This is a genomic window from Cupriavidus sp. GW822-FHT02D05, assembly GCF_058802485.1.
Genome location: NZ_JBXAOE010000005.1, coordinates 110763 through 126575 on the forward strand (window position 1 = coordinate 110763; position 15813 = coordinate 126575).

Sequence of the window (15813 nt, forward strand, 5' to 3'; positions counted from 1 at the left end):
TCCTTACTTGCCTGGCCGGCACGCGGTGTCGGCGGCGTCGGCGCCCAGCGTGTCGAGATTGTTCTTCGGATGCAGCACGCCCTCCACCGGGGCCACGCCGACCACGCCGTCGGGATGCGCCAGCAGGACCGGCTGGCGCAGCTGGCGGTCCCAGCGCCGGAAGGACAGCGGCGGCCCCTTGAAGCCATCCACCACCACCGCTTCGGTGACCAGGGCCTCGGCCTGCCCGGCAAAGCCGCCCTTGGGCTGCCGCGCCACGCTTTCGGCGATCGCCTTCACAGCCACCCACGCGGCCCAGTCGTAGCCGGTCATAGGGCGGCCCGTTGCCTTGATAAAACGCCGGTTCAACTGCGGCCCGCCGTTGCGCTCCCAGGCCCAGTGCCAGGCCTGAGCGGTCAGGCCGCTGGCACCCACCACCGGGCGCGGCAACTGGGTGGCATAGGGCACGCCGCGCGCGAACTCGCCGTCGGCATCGGCGACCACCACCACGTCGTAGTCCACGCCGGTGGTCAGCAGGCTGAGATTGCCCAGCTCGCGCTCGCGCGGATCGTTCGACAGCTTGAACGCGCGCTGCGCCGACCACGTAATGCCGAAGCGGCGGGCTGCCTGCGTGAGCACGGCGCGCTGCGCCGCGTCTTCCGGCGACGGCCCGCTCAGCAACAGCGCACGGCGCCACTTTCGCAGTGCCAGGTATTGCATCAGCGCATCCGCCTGCATGCGCTGGCTGGGCAGCGTGTGGAGCAGGTGCGCAGCGCAGCCGGCGCCGCGCAGTTCATCGTCGGCGGCGGAAACGTTGAACAGCAGCGCTTCGCCGGGCTTGACCGCGCGCGCCGCCAGCCTGACCGCCGGAGCCGGCAGGTCGAGCAGGATAAAGCGCGTGCCCTGGCGCGCCAGCGCGGCTACCATCGGCCCCACCTCGGCTTCGCTGCCGGCTTCCTGCGCATCGAGCCGCAAGACCTGCCCGGCGGCTTCCAGCGCAAAGCGCGATTCCGCGGCTGCCACGCGCGCGCCGTCCACGGGACGGCCTTGCGGCTGGCCGGGATAGCGTTGCTCCATCCGCCTGGGCGCATAGCGCGCATCGTCGGCCATGGAAACCACGGCCACCCGTACGTCAGCCGCGTGCGCGGTGGCCGCCAGCCACGCGAACACGGCCAGCCAGCGCAGCCCGGTCGCCGGGCTAGTCATCGATCGCCACCGAATGCGGCACCCTGCCCGCCTTGAGCGTGGTCACGGCCTTGCGGCTTGCGGTGTCGACCACGCTGACGTCATCCGACAGCCCGTTGGCCACGTAGAGCAAGGCGTTATCGCGTGTCAGCGCCAGGCCCCAGGCGCGGCGGCCCACCAGCATGTAGTCCAGCACCCGGCGCGAAGCCACATCGACCACGGCCACGTGATTGGCGCGGCCCAGCCCGATATAGGCGCGCTTGCCATCGCTGCTGGCGACCAGCCCGACCGGGGTCACGTCCTCGGCCCGGAAGCCCTTGGGCGTGAAAGCGATGGTCTGCACCACTTCCAGCGTATCGGTGCGGATCACGCTGACGCTGGCGGCCAGTTCGTTGGTCACCCACAGCTCCTTGCCGTCCATGGCCAGCAGCAGGCGGCGCGGGCGGTTGCCGACCTGGATACTCTTGATCAGCTTGCGCGATGCCACGTCGATCACATGGACCAGATTGGCCACTTCCGAGGTGACGTACACCCGCTTGCCATCCGCGCTGGCCTTCACGCCCTCGGGCTCTTCACCCACCTTGATGGCAAACACCTTCTTGCCGGACGCGATGTCGTAGGCCGACAGCAATCCGTCCTCCTCGTTGGAGACGTAGAGCGTGCGGCCGTCGGGACTGAGGTCGAACAGTTCCGGATCGTCGCCGACCGGCAGCGAGGCCACGGTCTTGCGGCTCGCCACGTCGACCACGTCCACCCGGTTATCGTCGCTGCAGGCCACGTAAAGGCGCCGCCGGTCCGGCGACAGCTGCAGGTGGCGCGGGCGCTTGCATTGCCGCCAGACGGCGATCAGTTGCCTGCTGGCGGCGCTATAGGCGGCCACGGCATCGTCTTTTTCGCTGGAGACGAAGACCTGCCCGGTGGCATTGCGGCTTTCGGCGGCACCGGCCACGCCGGCGGCAATCAGCAGCAGCATGGCGGCCACGGTGGCGCAGGCGATAAAGCCAAGGGTGGGCGGCTTGTTCATGCGGGGACGCGCTCGGTGGCGCGCGCGGTGGCACGGACAGGCGATGCGGGGAAGGTAGTCAAGGCCAGGAAGGCCTGCTCCAGGCTGTCGCGCTCGGCTGCGCCGCGCAGCGCGGCCGGGGTGCCATCGAAGCGCACCGCGCCGCGATGCAACACGATCACGCGATCCGCCTGCTCCACCTCCTGCACCAGGTGCGTGGCCCACAGCACGCCGGCTTGCGCCTGCGCGGCAAGCCGGCGCGCATCGGCAACGAGCTGCGCGCGCGAGGCCGGATCGAGCCCGACAGTGGGCTCGTCCATCAGCAGCACGGCAGGCTCGTGCAACAGCGCGCGCGCCAGCTCCACCTTGCGCCGGTTGCCGCCCGAGAGCTCGTGCACGGCCGCCCCGGCCCGCTCGGCCAGGCCGAAATCCTCCAGCAGCCGGGCAATCCGCCCGGCGGCAACGCGGCGCGGCAGCCCGTGCAGGCCAGCATGGAAATGCAGGTTGGACAGGACCGACAAGTCCAGGTCGATGGCCGGCTGCTGGAACACGATGCCGAGCCGGGCCAGCGCGCGCACCGGGTGGCGCCGCATATCCATCCCCATGACCGTGACCCGCCCCGCGTCGGCCACGAACAAGCCGCTGAGGATCTGGAACAGCGTGGTCTTGCCTGCGCCGTTGGGGCCCAGCAGCGCAACGAATTCGCCGCGCCGCACGTCGAGCGAAACGCCGTCCAGCGCATGCTGGTTGCCAAAGCGCTTGCGCACGGCCTCACAGCGCAGTGCCAGTTGGGATTCCGGGGCCATCACAGGTGTGCCTTCGGCAGCGCCGTGCCCACCCGCTCGGCAAAGCGCCGCTCAACGTCCCAGGCGCGCTGCAGGTAGGCTTCGTACCGGGCGGTGCTCAGGTAGGTCAGTTCCTGGTCGTACCTGGCCAGCTCGGCCACGTGGCGAGGCTGGTACATGGCGATGCGGAACGCGTCGTGCAGGCGGCTGACGATCAGCGGGTCGGTGCCGCGCGGCACGCCGATGCCATAGGGCGAGTTGTGGATCGCGTGGTCGAAACCCAGCTCGCTGACGGTCGGCACCTCGGGCCAGCGCGCCGAGCGCTGCGCGCTGAACACGGCCAGCAGGCGCATCCGAGCGCTGTCCACGAAGGGTGCGAAGCCGGTCGAATTCACGCCCGCCATCAGCGAGCCATTGGCCACCGCCAGCATCTGGTCCGCGGTGCCGCGGTAAGGCACGTGCACGTAGCGCACGCCGCTGCGCCCGAGCACATCCTCCATGGCGAGGTGCGCGGTGGTGCCGATGCCGGTGGAACCCACCGTCAGCGCCACGGGATGGGCACGGCCCCAGGCAATCAGGTCATCCAGCGTGTGGAAGGGGCTGTCCGCGGGCACCACGATGCCGAACGTGTAGCCGGAGATCATCAGCACCGGCTGGATGTCGCGCAGCGGCTGCCATGCGGTTTTCTGCTGATGCGGGAAGCGATAGACCGTCAGCGGCAACTGGCCGATGGTGTAGCCATCCGGCCGCGCGGCGGCAAGCACGCCACCCACCAGCGTGCCGCCGGCACCTGGCTTGTTCTCTACCACGATGGGCTGGCCGAGCTCGCGCCCGGCCAGCTCCGCCAGCACACGCATCGAGATATCGGTGGCACCGCCCGCCGGCCATGGCACGATCAACGTGATCGGGCGCACCGGAAAGCGTTGCGCGTCCTCCGCCGGCGCGGCCAGCGCATTGGCCAGCCCATGGGACAACCCCAGGCAGAGCAGCAGCGCGAAAGCAAGGCGACGAAGCATGGCGTGGCAGGAGGTGGAAGTGTTCATGCCAGTTAGAGGAGCAAGGCCGATACCATCTGCGGTGCAGCATGAGCGCTGTGCGCCGCCAGGCCTTCTCCCGCATCGTCCTGGAGGGCACCTGCCAATCAAGCAGGGACGCGCGTTGTGCAGTGCGCTGGCGAGCGTTGTACCGCCACGGAACACGGCTTGCGCGCGCGGGGCAGCGCTGTCCCGTTTTGACACAGAGGCTCAGCCGAAGCCGTGCTCCACCGCATAGCGATGCATTTCGACGCGGTTGGCCAGGCCCATCTTCTTGCGGATCAGCGTCTGGTAGTTCGCCACCGTCTTGGTGCTGAGATAGAGCTGCGCGGCCACTTCCTCGATCGCCGTGCCGCGCGCAAACAGGCGGAACAGGTCGAACTCGCGCGGCGACAAGGCCAGGTGGGGTGGCAGCTGGCTGCCGGCATCGACCAGGCCTGCGACATCGTCGGACAGCGCCCGTCGCCCGTTGGCCACCTTGCGCACCGCATCCACCAAGGACTCCGGCGCGCTGCTCTTGGTCAGGTAGCCGGCGGCGCCGGCCCGCATGGCCTGGCTAACGATGGCGGCGCTGTCGTGCATGCTGAACACCAGGATCCGCAATGCGGGCACCCGCGCGCCCAGTCGCTGCAGCACTTCCATGCCGCCGCGCCCGGGCATCGACAAGTCCAGGATCAGCACGTCGGCGGAATGCTGCGTCAGCCAGGCGTAGGCGGCATCGCTATCGCCGAACTCGGCCACGACGCGCACCCCTTCCTCGAGTTCAAGCAAGCGACGGTATCCGGTGCGCACTACCGCGTGATCATCGGCAAGGACGACGTCGATCGTTTTCATTCGCTCTGGCTCCCATGCGGTTGAACCGGTTGAACCGGCTTGGCGCAGGCCTGCGGCACCAGCGGAAAGCTCGCACTCAGGCGGCAGCCGGGTGTGGCGAGGGCCGCAGCGCAGGCAGGTTCGATGTGCAGCGTGCCGAGATGGGCCCATGCACGCTCCTGCATGCCCCGCAGGCCATGACTGCGCTGCAGGGCCGCGGCGACGTCGGCAATGCCCTGGCCGTCGTCCTCCACGCTCCAGCGCACCGCTTGCCCAGCGGCCGTGGCGGCAATGCGGATCGCCACGCGGCGTGCGCCGGCATGGCGCATCACGTTGGTCAGTGCTTCCTGCGTCATGCGGTAGAGCGTCAGGATCAGGTCCGGGCCCGGCGCCACGCCGCCAAGCGCCACCGCATAGTCCACCTGCACCTGCTGGCCCGGCTGGTCGCGCCAGGCCTGCACCAGGTCCTGCAGCAGACGCTCCACCGAAGCCAGCCGGCCGTCGGGCTGCACGCCGTGCGGCCGCAGCCGGTGCAGCAGATGGCGTACCTCGTGCTGGATCCTGGCGCAATGCCCGGCCAGGTCGTTGGCAACGAGTTGCAGCACGGGCTCATGGACGCTCTTGCGCACCAGGTAGGCGGCATCGGCGCGCATCGCAGTGAGCACCTGGCCGAACTCGTCGTGCAGTTCTCGCGCCAGGCGCGCGCGCTCGCTTTCCTGGGCGGTCAGCAGCTTGCGGCTCAACGCGCGGCGCTCTGCCTGGGTTTCGTCCAGCGTGCCGGCCAAGTGGTTGAGCGCGCGGCGGAGCTGGTCCATCTCGCGCGTGCGCATGGGCGGCAGGCGGGCACTGTAGTCCTTGTCTTCGTAGCCCCGGATAGCCGCCAGGATCTGTTGCAGGGGCGCGAGGGCCCGTCCCAGGGCCCAGTGGATGCCAAGCAGTAGCAGCGCGCCATAGACCGCCAGCACGGCGAGGTTGGCGGCCATGTCGCCGCTGGCTTCCCGGATTTCGCTCTGCGGATTCCAGCGCAAGGCGGCGCGGTAGGTGGCGCCGTCGCGGGTGTGGATCTGCCAGCTGCTTTCCAGCCGCGCCGCATCGGCACCCAAACCCGGAAGCGCAAGCAGGCCGCCCAAGGGGGAGCTATCCCGTGGCTGCGGCGCGCTCACCAGCACCTGGCCCGTTGCATCCTCCAGATGCAGCCACAAATGGCGCATTTGCGCCGATGCGTTGATGGTGCGCAGGGCGGCAAGATGCGCCTCGCGTTCGGCCGGCGCCGCCGTCTGCAAGGCCGACAGGCGCGGAATCAGCTTCGCCATGGCGTGCGCGCCACGCCGCTCGTCGTCGATGGCGCGCACCGCGAGCCATAGCGCCACCACCAGCGCGCAGCACAGGCAGGCCGCGCAGATCCAGATGGCGCGGCTTAACAGATAGCGAGACATCGTCATGGCAATGACGCCCCCGGGAGGTTGCAGTGGACGGTAGGGATGGCCTGCGGATCGGGAGGTTTTCCCGAAGCCCGAGGTACGGAACCTGCTCCCCGTCCCTCAAGTTGTTTCCCCCAAGCCGGCACCCAACGCAGGTGCCCCGGCCAATCATTCCGAGGAGATGCAAGATGCCAGCCAACCTACCCCCACCCAGGCGCAGGACCCCGCCGGGACGCGCGACCCTGCGCCGCGGCGCGCCACGGCGCGGCGCGGCCACTGCCATCGCACTGGCCGTGGCATTGCTGGCCGCCCTGCCCGCTGTTGCACAACAGGACAGTGGTGTGCAATCCGGGGACAGTGCCACGCTGCCCGAAGTCATGGTGGTAGCCACCGCACCGCTGCCGGGCATTGGCGTGGACCGCGACCTGGTGCCGTACACGGTGCAGACGGTCGGTGGCGACGACCTGAACGGCACGCGCACCGGCACCCTCGCCGAATACCTGGCGCGCAACTTCACCGGCGTCAACGTCAACGACATCCAGGGCAGCCCCTTCCAGACCGATGTCACCTACCGCGGCTTTCGCGCCTCGTCGATCCCGGGTGTGCCGCAAGGGCTGTCTATCTACCTGGACGGGATCCGCGTCAACGAGCCCTTCGGCGATGTGGTGAGCTGGGACATGATTCCCGAAGCCGCCCTGGAAAGCGTCTCGCTGGTCTCCAGCGCCAACCCCGCCTACGGCCTCAACACGCTCGGCGGCGCGCTGGCCATGACCACCCGCTCTGGCCTCACTTCCCCCGGTTTCACCGCCGATCTCTCCTATGGCAGCGGCAACCGCAAGCGCGCCGACCTGTCGGGCGGCATCCGCAGCGACAGCGGCTGGCACGCCTTCGCCGCCGGCACCCTGTTCCAGGAACACGGCTGGCGCGATCATTCCGAAGGCCGGCTCGGCAACCTGTTCCTCAAGGCCGGGTTTGAGGGCGAGACCAACAGCTGGGACGTCTCCGTGCTGCACGGGCGCAGCACCCTGATCGGCAACGGCCTGGTGCCCAGCTACCGCGCGAGCGGCAATGCCATGCTGCCCGGGCTCTACGAGAGCAATCGCGGCGCCGTCTATACCTATCCCGACAAAACCGAAAACATGGTCACCCAGGCCGCCTTCAACGGCCGCCACTGGTTCGACGACAAGACCAGCGCCGCCGTGCTCGCCTATGTGCGCACCAGCCGCCGCGATACCACCAACGGGGACGTGAACCCGGATTACGACGCTTACACGGAAGACTGCGAAGATGGCTTCAAGGCCGACGGCAGCCCGCGCAAGTCCCGCTGCGGCTACACCCGGAGCGAAGGCGCGGCGCTGGATCCGGCGGTACTGAACACCACGCACATGTGGCAGCAGTCCGTCGGCATGGCGTTCAGCTTCGCCAAGGAGACGGAAAAGCACCTGCTCAACGCCGGGCTGACGTTCGACCGCAGCCGCCTGACTTACTCGCAGTATGAGCAGCTAGGCACCTTTACCGACGACCGCGGCGTGATCGCGGACCCGAATGCACCGAACGAACTGTTCTCCGGCGTCAGCGGCACCTCGCGCGCGATTGGCGTGTACCTGTCGGACACCTGGGCCGTGACGCCCAGCACCTTCGTGACGGGTTCGGCCCGCTGGAACCACGTGGCCGTGAACAATACGCTGCGCAACAGCGACGGCAGCGAGCAGCCGAGCGAGAGCTTCACCTACCGCCGGCTCAACCCCGCGCTTGGCATGACGCAGAAGCTGGGCGCCGGGGTCTCGCTATTTGGCGGCTATGCCCAGAACAACCGCGTGCCGACGGTGCTGGAGCTGGGTTGCGCCGATCCCGCCCAGCCCTGCCGCCTGCCCGCCGGCCTGCAGGCCGACCCTTACCTCAAGCAGGTCGTCTCGCACTCCTATGAGGTGGGCGCGCGCTGGCGGCCCTCGAAGGACACGGAAGTATCCGGCTCGTTCTACCGCATTGATAACCACGATGACATCCTCTTCTTGCGCGCCCCCAACACGCAGCAGGGCTACTTCGCCAACTTCGACCGGACCCGCAACCAGGGCTTCGACCTGTCCGCCCGGCAGCGTTTTGGCAATGTCACGCTGCGCCTCGGCTACAGCTATCTCGAAGCCACCTACCAGGCCACCGGGCAGCTCGCGGTGGGCGAACGGACCATCGACGTCAAGCCGGGCATGCGCATGGCCGGCCTGCCGCGCCACACCATCAAGCTGGGCGCAGACTGGCAGGCACTGCCCGAACTGACCTTGGGCGTCGACCTGGTTGGCGTGTCAAGCAGCGTGACCAGCGGCAACGAAGACGGCCTGCGCGCCGACCCGCAGCCCGGCAAGGCGCCCAAGTACGCGGACTGGAGCACGCCCGGATACGCCACGGTGAACCTGCGGGCGTCCTACCGCGTCAACAAGCATTTCGAGATCTATGCGCGCGTGGCCAACCTGTTCGACCGCCGTTACGAGACCTATGGCCAGATCTCTAACGATCTGTTTCCCAACGGCAACTTGCTGCGTCCGCACGTGACGCCGCAAGACAACGCCAGCGCACTGTTCGTCGCGCCCGGCGCGCCGCGCAGCGCCTGGGTCGGCGTGGTCTACCGCATGTAATCCGACGATGGGAGCGCACCTGGCTACGGTCAATGGGCGATGCCGGCTTCAGGCCATTGGCGGTTAGCCGGGGCGTCTGCGCGCAGACTTCGACCACATGGAGGCTGGCCGTGACGCCCGCCCGGCGGCATCGGGCGGATCACGGCGCGGGTCAGACCAGATGCAGTTCAACCTGGACGTTGCCGCGCGTGGCTTTCGAATACGGACAGATCTGATGCGCCGCTTCAACCACCGCCTGCGCCACCTCCTGGTCGAGACCCGGCAGGCTGACGTTCAGGCGGGCCTGCAGGAAAAAGGCGCCATCGGTGGTGCCGAGGTCCACCTCGGTATCCAGTGCAAGGTCCGCTGGCAGCTTGATCTTCATCTGGCTGGCGGCGCGGCCCATTGCCCCGATAAAGCAAGCCGACCACCCTGCGGCGAACAGCTGCTCAGGGTTTGTGCCGGCGCCGCTGCTGCCCGGTGAGGACAGCGTCAGATTCAGCCGGCCATCGTCGCTATGGGCTTGGCCATCGCGGCCGCCGGTGACGCGGACTTTGCCGGTGTACAGGACGTTCTCGATGCGGGTCATGATGTGTTCCTTGAGACGGGTTTGCGCTGGACATTGCGCGGCCTGAGATCGCTTCGCATGTGCTCGGCATCGGGCCACGGAACGTATTAAAGGCGGTCGACGTATCAGGCACGTAGCACGTCGCGGCCGGTTCTGTCTGGCTATGTATCCCGATTGCAACGTGATACGGACGCATACAAAAATCCTGCGCCAGGTAGCGCAAACGCGACACGGGACCGCGATGCGTGATGTGGCTTTGTATCGCTCTGTATCCGGCGGCCTGCCGCATACGCAACGTTTCAAATCAGAGGGTTCGGGAAACAGGCGCGATACGTCGGTCGCCGATGCTTCCCATCGGCAGCATTCCCAATGGAGAGAACCATGTCCGAACCGATCAATCAAAAACGGCGCCGCCTGTTTGGCTCGGCCGCGCTCACGCTGGCCGCCGCGCCATTTGGCTTATCTGACCTGGCGCACGCGCAATCCAGCAAGACGGCAGCACGCCTGCCGACCGCACGGCCGGGTACGCATACCCGATTCACGACGATCAAGCAGGTGACGGCCGGCGAACTCGATATCGGCTACGCCGAGGAAGGTCCTGCCGATGGGCCTGCCGTCATCCTCCTGCATGGCTGGCCGTATGACATTCACAGCTTTGTCGACGTCGCGCCGGCGCTGGCGGCGGCGGGGTACCGCGTGATCGTGCCGTACGCACGCGGCTATGGCAGCACACGCTTCATTTCCGATGCGACGTTTCGCAATGGCGAGCAGGTGGCGCTCGCGCTCGACACCCTCGCCCTGATGGACGCGCTGGGCATCAGCAAGGCGATCCTCGCCGGCTACGATTGGGGCGCGCGGACGGCGTGCATCATCGCGGCACTGTGGCCGGAGCGCTGCAAGGCGCTGGTTTCCGTCAGCGGTTACCTGATCGGGAGTGTCGAGGGCAACCGAAAGCCGCTTGCGCCGCAGGCCGAGCTCCAATGGTGGTATCAGTTCTATTTCGCCACCGAGCGCGGGCGGGTCGGCTATGAGCAGCACCGGCACGCGTTCACGAAACTGATCTGGCAACTCGCCTCGCCGACATGGAACTTCGACGACCGCACGTTCGATCGCAGCGCCGTAGCTTTCGACAACCCGGACCACGTGAGCATCGTGATCCACAACTACCGCTGGCGGCTCGGCCTTGCCGAGGGCGAATCCCGATACGCCGATCTGGAACGGCGGCTTGCTGCGTTTCCGAGCATCGGTGTGCCAACCATCACGATGGAAGGTGACGCCAATGGCGCGCCGCACCCGGAACCGAGTGCCTACGCCAGCAAGTTCTCAGGCAAGTATCAGCATCGGCTCATCACAGGCGGTATTGGCCACAACTTGCCGCAGGAAGCGCCGCAGGACTTTGTCAGCGCCGTGATCGACGCAGACCAGCTCTGACGGCAGGTTGCCTGGTCAGGCACGTTGCCGCGAGCGTGGCCAGGCTGCTTAGAGCTGGACAGCGACACATGGAAACCGGGGCCCCGCCGAGCCACCGAGCAGGCCTGCACCCTCCCCTTTGATCAGCCTAGCCTGACGATCGCTGCCAGCCCGCCCCCTTCACGGTTGCATAGCTTGAGCGAGCCACCGATGGCCGCCGCAAGCTGATGGGCAATCGCAAGGCCCAGGCCCGAGCCGCCGGTCTCGCGGCTGCGCGAGCATTCCAGCCTGACGAATGGCTGCAGCACGGCTTCGAGCTTGTCTTCCGGGATGCCCGTGCCGCGATCGAGCACCTCGATGATCACGGTGTCGTGCTCGTGATCCACGCGCAGCTCCGCCGCGCCGCCGAACTTGATCGCGTTGTCGATCAGGTTGGTCAGGATCCGGCGCAGCGCATGGGGGCGCGTCACGATGGCGCCGCCGACGTTCTGCTGGATGGTCACTGCCTTACCGGTGTCCTGATAGTCGTAGGCCAGGCTCTCGATGAACGATCCGAGGTCGATTCGCGATGGCTTCTCGCCATCGCCATGCGTGGCGCGTGCGTACGCCAGCCCTTCCTGCACGAGCCTTTCTATCTCGGCCAGGTCCTGCACCATCTTGCGCTTGCCCTCGGAGTCCTCTGCCAGCTCGGCGCGCAGTTTCATGCGCGTGATCGGCGTCTGCAGATCGTGTGAGATGGCCGCCAGGATCTGCACGCGCTCCTCGATGAACTGGGCGATGCGCTCGCGCATGGCATTGAACGCCCGCGCGGCTTGCGTCAGCTCGGTGGGGCCTGTTTCAGCCAGCGGCGGCGTCTTCATGTTGGGATTGAGCGTATCGGCTGCATCGGCCAGTGCCACCAGCGGCCGGATCGACACGCGTACGGCGAACCAGCAGCACACAACCAGCAACAACAGCTGGATCACCAGCACATAAGGCAGCCACTGCGCGATCGGGATCATGCGCGGATGCACGTCGATGGTCAGGGGGCTGGCGTCGCTCAGCGTCAGGTGCGCCTGCAGCTGCTTGCCGTCGCCCGGGATCGACTCCACCGTGACGGGAAAGCGGCCATCGCTGGCTTGGGTGATCCGCTCGGCAATATCCTTGCCGCGTTGCGTCATCTCGGGCACGCCAGGTGAGCCCGGCCCCAATATGTATTGATAGTTGCCGCGATTCACGCGCGGCAACCATTGCGCACGCTCGGCGGCGGGAACGCGGTCGAGGATGGCAATCGAGGTGGCCACATCGGTTTCCAGCGTGCCGAGCATGACTTCGCGCGCTGTCATGTATCGCTCGGAGAACAGCACGCCAAAGGACAAACCATGCGCGACCACCAGCCCGGCAAGCAAGATCAGGAACAGGCGCGAACCCAGCGAGCGCGGCCAGGGCCAAAGGCGCGTGCGCATTGTGCTCGTTGTGCTCATTGGCGGGCCTCCTTGATCTGCACCGGCATCGCAAGAACGTAGCCCTCGCTGCGCACGGTCTTGATATAGCTGGGTTCGCGTGCGTCGTCTCTCAGGCGCTGGCGCAGGCGGCTGACCAGCAGGTCGATGGAGCGCTCGAACATGTCCGCCTCGCGGCCCTGCGTGAGGTTGAGGAGCTGGTCGCGGTTGAGCACGCGCTGCGGATGGTCGACGAACACGCGCAGCAGCCGGTACTCCGCGCCGCTCAGCGTGACGATGGTGCCGTCGCTGTCGATCAGGTGGCGCGCGGTGGTATCCAGTTGCCAGTGACCAAACGCGAGCACCTGCCCTGCTTCGGTAATCTGCAGATTGGGCGGCAGCATCCTGGTGCGGCGTAGCACGGCCTTGATGCGCGCCAGCAGCTCGCGCGCGGCAAAGGGCTTGGCGAGGTAATCATCCGCGCCCATTTCGAGGCCGATGATGCGATCCGTTTCATCGTCGCGCGCGGTCAGCATCAGCACGGGCGTGGCCTTGTGCTTTCCGGATCGCAATTCGCGGCACAGCACCAGGCCGTCATCGCCAGGCAGCATCAGATCGAGCACGATCAGGTCGACGGTATTGGCCTCCAGGAACGACCGCATGTGGCGGCCATCCGGCGCCACCGTCACGCGCAAGCCGTTCTTGGTGAGATAGGCCGAGACGAGTTCACGGATTTCCCGGTCGTCATCGACGATCAAGATATGGTCGATGTGCGCTTCCATCGGGTTCACCTCGGCAGGATTGGGCGTGTTCGGCCAGTCGGTTTCGTCGCCATTGTATGGCGGCCTTCGGCCCCGCGTGTATCGCCATGTATCCGGCCGCCGCACTGGCACACAGAGGTACATACCCGCTTGTTTGCCACACATCCAGGCGATGTCCGCGGTGCTTGATGGAGGGCTTGCCCAGCCGCACCTCCCGGACCCGGTTGAGCGCGTGATGGATTCCCAAGCCCCGATCTCTCTGCCCAAGGCGGCTTATCCGCTGTCCTACGCACCGGGGACTGAAGCGGGGTTCGACTGCTTGCGAATCTCGGTGGTCGTGCGGCCCCCGAAACCCCAGTTGTCGGTATCCACCTCCTCGATCGCGATGTGCGTCCATTCGGGCGGTTTGTGCAGCACGCGCTCCAGGGTCTCGGTCACTTCCTTGATGACCTGGGCTTTCTGCTCGGCGGTGGTTCCCTCGCGGGTAATGCGAATGCTGACGAAAGGCATGGCGGCCTCCTGCATGGATTGACGTTTCGAGATGAGCGCGATGGATTCCGGGCCGCGGCAGGACACAGGTCCGGCCGCGGCTGCCGGCTTCAGCGGCCTGCGCTGAAGCCGCCGTCCACCGGCAGCACGGTGCCGGAGACAAAGTCGGCCTTGGCCAGGTAGAGCACGGCGTCGCTGATCTCGGCGATGTTGGCGATGCGGCCCAGCGGGTGCAGGCTGCCGAGTGCGGCATGGGTTTCGGCGGCATGCATCGGGGTGTCCACGACGCCCGGGGCGACCGCGTTGACCGTCACGCCGTGGGGCGCCAGTTCCAGCGCAAGCGCGCGCGTGGCCTGGTTGATGCCGCCCTTGAGGGCCACGGCCAGCAGCGCTGGCACGCCGCCGTGCGGCTGAAGCGCCAGAGACGCGGTGATGTTGATGATCTTGCCGCGCTTGCGTTCGCTCATGTGCCTGGCCGCTTCCTGGGACGGATACAGCACGCCCTTCAGGTTGGTGGAGATCTGCTCCTCCACTTCGTCCGGCGTGAACTGCACGAAGGGCTTGGCCGTGAAGATGCCCGCGTTGTTCACCAGCACGTCGACCTTGCCGTACTTGGCAATGGCCTGCGCGAAGACCTGGCGCGCCGATTCGGGCTTGCCGACGTCGCCCGCGACACCCAGGAAGCGCTCGCCGGCATTCAGCCGTTCAGCGGTGGCTTGCAGGCGCTCGGTGGAACGGCCGGTGCCGACGACGTTGTAGCCCGCCTTGAGGAAGGCTTCGGCCAAGCCCAGGCCGATGCCGCTGGTGGCGCCGGTGATGATGACGGTGTTGTCGGTGTTGTCGGTGTTGCTCATGATGGTCCTCCGATGGATCCAGATTCAGGTTCAGATTCAGGTTCAGGGTCCGGTGCCGGACTCCAGAGCCGTCACCGGTGTGGAGGGACTATATTGCTGCTGTTGAGCGCAATAAACGGGGTTTGCTACACTTGTCCTATTACATGACGTAAAGAATATGCATCGGCAATTCGACGACATCCTGCTCGGCAGCATCGAGCTCTTTTGCCTGGCCGCCGAGGCCGGCAGCTTCACGGCGGCTGCCAATACCGCAGGCGTCACGCCTGCCGCCGTCAGCCGCTCGATCTCGCGCCTGGAAAAGCGCCTGGGCGTGCGCCTGTTCGTGCGCTCCACGCGCAGCATCCGGCTGACCGAAGGTGGCAAGGAATACTTCGAGCAATGCCGCGCCGCGCTCAATCAGCTGGTCGAAGCCGAGCGCAAGGTCACCGGCGAGCAGGTGCAGCCCTCGGGCACGATCCGCATCAGCGCGCCGACCACCTATGGGCACCATCGGCTGTTGCCGCTCCTGCCCGCGTTTCGCGCCAGGTACCCGCTGATCAAGGTGGAAGCCCACATCAGCAACCGCAACGTCGATTTCCATGAGGAGAACTTCGACGTGGCGATCCGCTTGCGTGCGCAGCCGGACTCGATGATGGTCTCCCGGCACCTTGAAGACGCGGCACTGGTGGTGGTCGCGAGCCCCGCCTATCTGAAGCGCGCCGGGGTACCTAGAATGCTGTCGGACCTGGACCAGCACGAGTGCATCCAGTTCGATCTACCGAGCAGCGGGCGGCAGATCTCCTGGCTGTTCAAGGAAGGTGAGCACGAGAAGGAGATCTTCTCGACGGGCAACTACATGTGCGCGGAAGACGTGCTGGCCGGCGTGACGCTGGCCAAGGCGGGCGCGGGGCTGTTCCAGACCTACCAATTCGTCGTCGAGCGGGACCTGGCGCAAGGCGATCTGGTCGAGGTACTGCAAGCTTTTGCCGGGCGCATGCGCCCCGTCAGCCTGATGTATCCGCACGGCCGTTTGCTGCCATCGCGCGTGCGTGCGTTCGTCGATTTCATGATGGAACAGGCGCGTCCGCCGACGGCTGATCAACACGGGGCTTGATGACGTTGGCAGCCGTATTGAGCATGATTTTCGGTGCATCGGTCGCGCCTTTTTGCTCACATTCCGCAGCGAATCACCCAAACGCCACAATCCTCGCGCCCAACGATCCCAGCCCCCCCACAGGGGCGTAAGGAAATGTATCCAGCGTTGCGAGCTTGTGCGTCTCGATGGAAAGTGTGTTGGCATTTCCATGACGCAGCCGCTGGCTGTAAAGCAAGCAGCCCATCCCCTTCGCCGGAGACGAAGATGCTCAGCCCACATGAAATCGCCGCCTTGATGATACTCAAGAGTGCAAACGAGAATCTTGATTTAGACCCCGCTGACCTCAAGACTCTTGAGCGACAGCGGCTTGTAAAACGACATCGAGCCGCGCAAGACCTGGGACAAG

At 66.8% G+C, this 15813-nt stretch carries 14 protein-coding genes; 3 read left to right on the top strand and 11 right to left on the bottom strand.

The genetic code is table 11. The annotated features are described in order from the left end of the window. Window positions 1-3: 3 nt before the first annotated feature. The 6 genes from AC1RQK_RS08590 to AC1RQK_RS08615 form a co-directional block, all read right to left on the bottom strand. Window positions 4-1185 carry an ABC transporter substrate-binding protein gene (locus tag AC1RQK_RS08590; protein WP_492808527.1) on the bottom strand — a complete coding sequence of 394 codons (1182 nt, stop codon included), beginning with the start codon at window positions 1183-1185 and terminating at the stop codon, window positions 4-6. Beyond that, window positions 1178-2188 (bottom strand): PQQ-dependent catabolism-associated beta-propeller protein, encoded by a 1011-nt coding sequence (locus tag AC1RQK_RS08595; protein WP_492808529.1) that lies wholly within the window; start codon window positions 2186-2188, stop codon window positions 1178-1180. Before AC1RQK_RS08595 ends, AC1RQK_RS08590 begins: the two co-directional genes overlap by 8 nt. Beyond that, window positions 2185-2973 carry an ABC transporter ATP-binding protein gene (locus AC1RQK_RS08600; protein ID WP_492808531.1) on the bottom strand — a complete coding sequence of 263 codons (789 nt, stop codon included), beginning with the start codon at window positions 2971-2973 and terminating at the stop codon, window positions 2185-2187. Before AC1RQK_RS08600 ends, AC1RQK_RS08595 begins: the two co-directional genes overlap by 4 nt. Further along, on the bottom strand, window positions 2973-3968 hold the full coding sequence (locus tag AC1RQK_RS08605; protein WP_492808679.1) for a tripartite tricarboxylate transporter substrate binding protein: 996 nt from the start codon (window positions 3966-3968) through the stop codon (window positions 2973-2975). Before AC1RQK_RS08605 ends, AC1RQK_RS08600 begins: the two co-directional genes overlap by 1 nt. A gap of 228 nt (window positions 3969-4196) precedes the next feature. Continuing rightward, window positions 4197-4820, bottom strand: a complete 624-nt coding sequence (locus AC1RQK_RS08610; protein WP_492808533.1) for a response regulator — start codon at window positions 4818-4820, stop codon at window positions 4197-4199. After that, the gene (locus AC1RQK_RS08615) at window positions 4817-6241 is read right to left on the bottom strand and encodes a histidine kinase (RefSeq protein WP_492808535.1); all 1425 of its coding nucleotides are present in this window, start codon (window positions 6239-6241) and stop codon (window positions 4817-4819) included. The genes AC1RQK_RS08610 and AC1RQK_RS08615 overlap by 4 nt, the downstream gene beginning before the upstream one ends. Before the next feature lie 167 nt (window positions 6242-6408). Between AC1RQK_RS08615 and AC1RQK_RS08620 the strand changes: the two genes are divergently transcribed. After that, a complete protein-coding gene (locus tag AC1RQK_RS08620) occupies window positions 6409-8850 on the top strand; it encodes a TonB-dependent receptor (protein ID WP_492808537.1) in 2442 nt (813 codons plus the stop codon). A 151-nt stretch (window positions 8851-9001) separates the two neighbouring features. On the opposite strand, the gene AC1RQK_RS08625 is transcribed toward AC1RQK_RS08620, so the two are convergent. Further along, complete coding sequence (locus AC1RQK_RS08625; protein WP_492808539.1) at window positions 9002-9418, bottom strand: organic hydroperoxide resistance protein; 417 nt, start codon at window positions 9416-9418, stop codon at window positions 9002-9004. 360 nt (window positions 9419-9778) lie between these two features. Here AC1RQK_RS08625 and AC1RQK_RS08630 point away from each other — a divergent pair, with 360 nt between their 5' ends. After that, window positions 9779-10828, top strand: coding sequence for an alpha/beta fold hydrolase (locus AC1RQK_RS08630; protein ID WP_492808541.1), 1050 nt, complete (start codon window positions 9779-9781; stop codon window positions 10826-10828). 122 nt (window positions 10829-10950) lie between these two features. Here AC1RQK_RS08630 and AC1RQK_RS08635 read toward each other — a convergent pair whose 3' ends face one another. The 4 genes from AC1RQK_RS08635 to AC1RQK_RS08650 all read right to left on the bottom strand — a co-directional run bounded on the left by AC1RQK_RS08635 (window position 10951) and on the right by AC1RQK_RS08650 (window position 14332). Beyond that, complete coding sequence (locus AC1RQK_RS08635; RefSeq protein ID WP_492808681.1) at window positions 10951-12252, bottom strand: sensor histidine kinase; 1302 nt, start codon at window positions 12250-12252, stop codon at window positions 10951-10953. A 14-nt stretch (window positions 12253-12266) separates the two neighbouring features. Beyond that, window positions 12267-13010, bottom strand: coding sequence for a response regulator (locus AC1RQK_RS08640; protein WP_492808542.1), 744 nt, complete (start codon window positions 13008-13010; stop codon window positions 12267-12269). A gap of 264 nt (window positions 13011-13274) precedes the next feature. Then, window positions 13275-13499: a tautomerase family protein gene (locus AC1RQK_RS08645; RefSeq protein WP_492808544.1), complete on the bottom strand. Its 225-nt coding sequence runs from the start codon at window positions 13497-13499 to the stop codon at window positions 13275-13277. Window positions 13500-13588: 89 nt separating this feature from the next. Beyond that, window positions 13589-14332: an SDR family NAD(P)-dependent oxidoreductase gene (locus AC1RQK_RS08650; protein ID WP_492372478.1), complete on the bottom strand. Its 744-nt coding sequence runs from the start codon at window positions 14330-14332 to the stop codon at window positions 13589-13591. A 157-nt stretch (window positions 14333-14489) separates the two neighbouring features. Between AC1RQK_RS08650 and AC1RQK_RS08655 the strand changes: the two genes are divergently transcribed. After that, window positions 14490-15425: a LysR family transcriptional regulator gene (locus tag AC1RQK_RS08655; protein ID WP_492372477.1), complete on the top strand. Its 936-nt coding sequence runs from the start codon at window positions 14490-14492 to the stop codon at window positions 15423-15425. Window positions 15426-15813 lie beyond the last annotated feature (388 nt).

What these genes read in the sequence shown, in the direction of transcription:
- AC1RQK_RS08595 (WP_492808529.1), bottom strand. Translation starts at nt 2,188, where the DNA reads ATGAACAAGCCGCCCACCCTTGGCTTTATCGCCTGCGCCACCGTGGCC.
- AC1RQK_RS08620 (WP_492808537.1), top strand. Translation starts at nt 6,409, where the DNA reads ATGCCAGCCAACCTACCCCCACCCAGGCGCAGGACCCCGCCGGGACGC.
- AC1RQK_RS08650 (WP_492372478.1), bottom strand. Translation starts at nt 14,332, where the DNA reads ATGAGCAACACCGACAACACCGACAACACCGTCATCATCACCGGCGCC.
- AC1RQK_RS08600 (WP_492808531.1), bottom strand. Translation starts at nt 2,973, where the DNA reads ATGGCCCCGGAATCCCAACTGGCACTGCGCTGTGAGGCCGTGCGCAAG.
- AC1RQK_RS08635 (WP_492808681.1), bottom strand. Translation starts at nt 12,252, where the DNA reads ATGCGCACGCGCCTTTGGCCCTGGCCGCGCTCGCTGGGTTCGCGCCTG.
- AC1RQK_RS08625 (WP_492808539.1), bottom strand. Translation starts at nt 9,418, where the DNA reads ATGACCCGCATCGAGAACGTCCTGTACACCGGCAAAGTCCGCGTCACC.
- AC1RQK_RS08645 (WP_492808544.1), bottom strand. Translation starts at nt 13,499, where the DNA reads ATGCCTTTCGTCAGCATTCGCATTACCCGCGAGGGAACCACCGCCGAG.
- AC1RQK_RS08630 (WP_492808541.1), top strand. Translation starts at nt 9,779, where the DNA reads ATGTCCGAACCGATCAATCAAAAACGGCGCCGCCTGTTTGGCTCGGCC.
- AC1RQK_RS08590 (WP_492808527.1), bottom strand. Translation starts at nt 1,185, where the DNA reads ATGACTAGCCCGGCGACCGGGCTGCGCTGGCTGGCCGTGTTCGCGTGG.
- AC1RQK_RS08615 (WP_492808535.1), bottom strand. Translation starts at nt 6,241, where the DNA reads ATGACGATGTCTCGCTATCTGTTAAGCCGCGCCATCTGGATCTGCGCG.
- AC1RQK_RS08610 (WP_492808533.1), bottom strand. Translation starts at nt 4,820, where the DNA reads ATGAAAACGATCGACGTCGTCCTTGCCGATGATCACGCGGTAGTGCGC.
- AC1RQK_RS08640 (WP_492808542.1), bottom strand. Translation starts at nt 13,010, where the DNA reads ATGGAAGCGCACATCGACCATATCTTGATCGTCGATGACGACCGGGAA.
- AC1RQK_RS08605 (WP_492808679.1), bottom strand. Translation starts at nt 3,968, where the DNA reads ATGCTTCGTCGCCTTGCTTTCGCGCTGCTGCTCTGCCTGGGGTTGTCC.
- AC1RQK_RS08655 (WP_492372477.1), top strand. Translation starts at nt 14,490, where the DNA reads ATGCATCGGCAATTCGACGACATCCTGCTCGGCAGCATCGAGCTCTTT.